5 protein-coding genes are annotated in these 3501 nt (G+C 69.5%); 1 reads left to right on the top strand and 4 read right to left on the bottom strand.

Features of this window, described 5'->3' with window-relative positions; translation table 11 throughout:
* Positions 1-40: 40 nt before the first annotated feature.
* On the bottom strand, positions 41-541 hold the full coding sequence (locus tag AOK08_RS46695) for a hypothetical protein (protein WP_055532143.1): 501 nt from the start codon (positions 539-541) through the stop codon (positions 41-43).
* A 369-nt stretch (positions 542-910) separates the two neighbouring features.
* Positions 911-1486, bottom strand: a complete 576-nt coding sequence (locus AOK08_RS30720; protein ID WP_055532142.1) for a TerD family protein — start codon at positions 1484-1486, stop codon at positions 911-913.
* 222 nt (positions 1487-1708) lie between these two features.
* Between AOK08_RS30720 and arfB the strand changes: the two genes are divergently transcribed.
* Positions 1709-2146, top strand: coding sequence for an alternative ribosome rescue aminoacyl-tRNA hydrolase ArfB (gene arfB, locus AOK08_RS30715; protein WP_055532140.1), 438 nt, complete (start codon positions 1709-1711; stop codon positions 2144-2146).
* A 235-nt stretch (positions 2147-2381) separates the two neighbouring features.
* Here the strand turns inward: arfB and AOK08_RS30710 are convergent, their stop codons facing one another.
* Both AOK08_RS30710 and AOK08_RS30705 read right to left on the bottom strand, forming a co-directional pair.
* On the bottom strand, positions 2382-2864 hold the full coding sequence (locus tag AOK08_RS30710; protein ID WP_055532138.1) for a GNAT family N-acetyltransferase: 483 nt from the start codon (positions 2862-2864) through the stop codon (positions 2382-2384).
* Between the two features lie 77 nt (positions 2865-2941).
* On the bottom strand, positions 2942-3501 hold a 560-nt coding region (locus tag AOK08_RS30705), incomplete at its 5' end, for a flavin reductase family protein (protein WP_055532145.1).

Below are 3501 nucleotides of genomic sequence, written 5' to 3'. Positions count from 1 at the left end.
GGCGGCGGGGGCGAGGAAACCCCTGCGGGCACCGTGTCGCTCAGCGCACCCGAGGAAAACGTGCCTGCAGTGTCCAGATCGCCGGATTCTCGCCGAGCGCGTCGTGCAGGTCGATCAGGTCGGCCAGCACATCGTGCAGGAAGTCCCGTGCCTCCCTGCGGAGTTCCGCGTGGGAGAAGGTGAGCGGAGGCTCCTCGGCCGGCATCCAGTCGGACTCGATGTCCACCCACCCGAAGCGGCGGGCGAAGAGCATGCGGTCGGTGGACTCGGTGAAGTCCAGTTCCGCGTACTGGGGACGGGAGGCGCGGGAACCCGCGGGATCCTGGTCCAGTTGCTCCACGATGTCGCACAGCGCCCACGCGAAGTCGAGCACCGGCACCCATCCCCAGGCTGTGGACAGCTCCCGGTCCGCCTTGGTGTCAGCGAGGTAGACGTCTCCGCAGAACAGGTCGTGGCGGAGTGCGTGGACGTCCGCGCGGCGGTAGTCGGTCTGCGGGGGGTCCGGGAAGCGATTGGAGAGGGCGTAACCGATATCGAGCACGGAGGTGATGGTGTCACGGCACGACGGGACTGACGCCCGCGAACCTGCCCGCACGGGCCGCGACCGTCAGCCCGCGACGGTCAGCCCGCGACGGTCGGTCCTCGACGGTCAGCCCGCGCGGTCAGCCCTCGACGGTCGGCCCGCGACGGTCGGTCCGCGATTACGACGTCGGAGCGTAGGGGGCTCGTCCCCGAGGTTTCCAGCGGCCGTTCGGAAGTCGGAAGTCGGGGGGGATATCCCTGTGCGCCTCGGGCGTACGGGTGTACGGGCACGCTGGCGTGCGAAAGCCCCCGGCCGAACGCCGACTCCTCGCGTTCGGACGGGGGCTCTTCAGCCGCCCTGTGCGGCCAGGTCGCCGGCTCAGGCGTTTCAGACGTTGACGCCGAAGTCCTTGGCGATGCCCACGAGGCCCGAGGCGTAGCCCTGGCCGACGGCGCGGAACTTCCACTCGGCGCCGTTGCGGTACAGCTCGCCGAAGACCATCGCCGTCTCCGTCGCCGCGTCCTCAGAGAGGTCGTAGCGGGCGATCTCGGCGCCGCCGGCCTCGTTCAGGATGCGGATGTAGGCGTTGCGGACCTGGCCGAAGTTCTGCGAGCGGGTCTCCGCGTCGTAGATCGAGACCGGGAAGACGATCTTGTCGATGTCGGCGGGGAGGCCGGCGAGGTTGACCTTGATCGCCTCGTCGTCGCCCGCGCCCTCACCGGTGCGGTTGTCGCCGGTGTGGACGATCGTGTTGTCCGGGGTCTGCTTGTTGTTGAAGAAGATGAAGTGGGCGTCAGAGTAGACCTTGCCCTCCGCGTTGACCGCGATCGCCGAGGCGTCGAGGTCGAAGTCCGTGCCGGTGGTGCTGCGGACGTCCCAGCCGAGGCCCACGGTGACGGCGGTCAGGCCCGGAGCCTCCTTGGTGAGCGAGACGTTGCCACCCTTGGACAGGCTTACAGCCATTGTTGGGAGTCCTTCCCTCGTTGACATACGCGCGTACGTACGTGCGGTGCGGTGCGGTGCGGAGTGCTGCGTGCGGTGCCCTGGCCCGTACGGGACGAAGCTACCGTCATCCCCATGAACGCCTACCAGGGGCCCGAAGGTTCCACGTCTTTACTTTCTTTACCTTCCGTGACGGCCGACATGGCGAAAACGGGGTGACGTGGACCGGACAGCCGCGCGACCATGGTGGGCATGTCCGGTCCCTACCTCATCCGTGGCTCCGTCTCGCTCCCCGAGGCCGAGCTCATGTGGCGTTTCTCGCGGTCCGGCGGGCCGGGCGGGCAGCACGTCAACACCAGTGACTCGAGGGTGGAGCTGAGCCTCGACCTCGCGAACACCGAGGCGCTGCCCGAAGTCTGGAAGCAGCGCGCGCTGGAGCGCCTCGCGGGCCGGCTCGTCGACGGAGTCGTCACTGTCCGCTCGTCCGAACACCGTTCGCAGTGGCGCAACCGCGAGTCGGCGGCCGTACGCCTCGCCGCTCTCCTCGCCGAGGCCACCGCACCGCCGCCCAAGCCCCGCACCCCGACCCGTATCCCACGCGGAATCAACGAACGCCGGTTGCGCCAGAAGAAGGCACGCGCGGACGTGAAGCGGGGCCGTACGGGACGGGACTGGGGTTAGCCGGCACGCGGTCGGTGCGGTTGGTGACCGGTCATTGAACCTGGTCGCGGATGAACGTTCGTGAATTCCCGGACGGGCGGGAGAGGGGCGGGTAAAGAACCGCCTTACCGATCCGCTCCGCTCCGGTCCGCTCCGGTCCGGTCCGGTCCGGTAATGAATTCCCGTCGGGGCCTTTGCGTTTACGTTCGTACACGAAAAGGTCCCGGTAACGGGCCCGAGTCCGAGGGATGACGGGCTAGGCCCCTTTCAGTACCCCGACCGTCTGGCCGCCGCTGGTCTCCCCGGTGGGGGTGAAGCCGAGGCCCAGATAGAAGGGCTCGGGGCCGGTCGGGCCGGGGTGCCAGGTGACGTAGAGGTCGGTGCCTCCGCGCCGGCGGATCTCGGCGGCGACGGACTCGACGGCGAAGCGGCCGTAGCCCTTGCCCTGCTCGTCGGCCGCGATGTTGAGGCGCCACAGGCCGGACCGCAGGTCGGTGCCGGTGCCGCCCCAGGCGATGTCGAAGAAGGCCATGAGGAAGCCGACGGGCCGTTCGCCGTCGAGGATCAGCCGGGGCCACGCGGTGCGCGGATGGACGTACGCCTCCGCCAGGGACTTCATGACGGGCGAGACCGCGTGTTCCTGGTCCGGGCGGACGCGTACGGCGACGGCGGCGTCGAAGTTGTCGGAGCTGATCCGCTCCAGCCGGAGCGTGTCGTTCGAGTCGTTCGCGTTCGTCATACGGGCCAAGTTAGGGCGCCCGGTACCTGCGTGACCAGGGAGTTTCCCGTCAGCCTCGCTTCGGCCCGGCTCCCGGTTCAGCCCAACTGCCGGTAGCTTCCGCGGAAGTACGCGAGCGGGCCGCCGTCGGCGCTCGGTGTGGTCGCTGTCAGGACGCGGCCGATCACCAGGGTGTGGTCGCCGGCCGTGACCAGTTGTTCCGTCCGGCATTCCAGCGTTGCCAGGGCGCCGCCCAGCAGCGGGGCGCCGGACGCCTCGCCCCGGACGACCGGGAGATCCGCGAAGAGGAGGCGGTCGCTGATGCGGTTCTTCATCGAGAACCGGCTCGCGATGTGCCGCTGGTTCGCGGAGAGGACGGAGACCGCCCACAGGGGCTGTTCGGCGAGCAGGTCGTCCATCCGGGAGCCCTCGCGCACGCTGACCATGACCAGGGGCGGGTCGAGGGAGACCGACAGGAAGGCGGTCGCCGTCATGCCGACGTCCTCACCGCCGGGCGCGTGCGGGTCGCCCGGGTCGAGCGATGGTTCCTGGGCGGTCACCAGGACCACGCCCGAGGCCAGGCGGGACATCGCGGCGCGGAAGTCGTCGTTGCTCACCCCATCAGCATGCCCGGCGGGAGAGGGAGAGGGAGAGGGAG

Origin of the sequence: Streptomyces graminilatus (assembly GCF_001418565.1) — a bacterium.
GTDB lineage: Bacteria > Actinomycetota > Actinomycetes > Streptomycetales > Streptomycetaceae > Streptomyces > Streptomyces graminilatus.
Note: the sequence above shows the minus strand (reverse complement) of the source record. Positions and strands in the feature narration are given on the sequence as shown.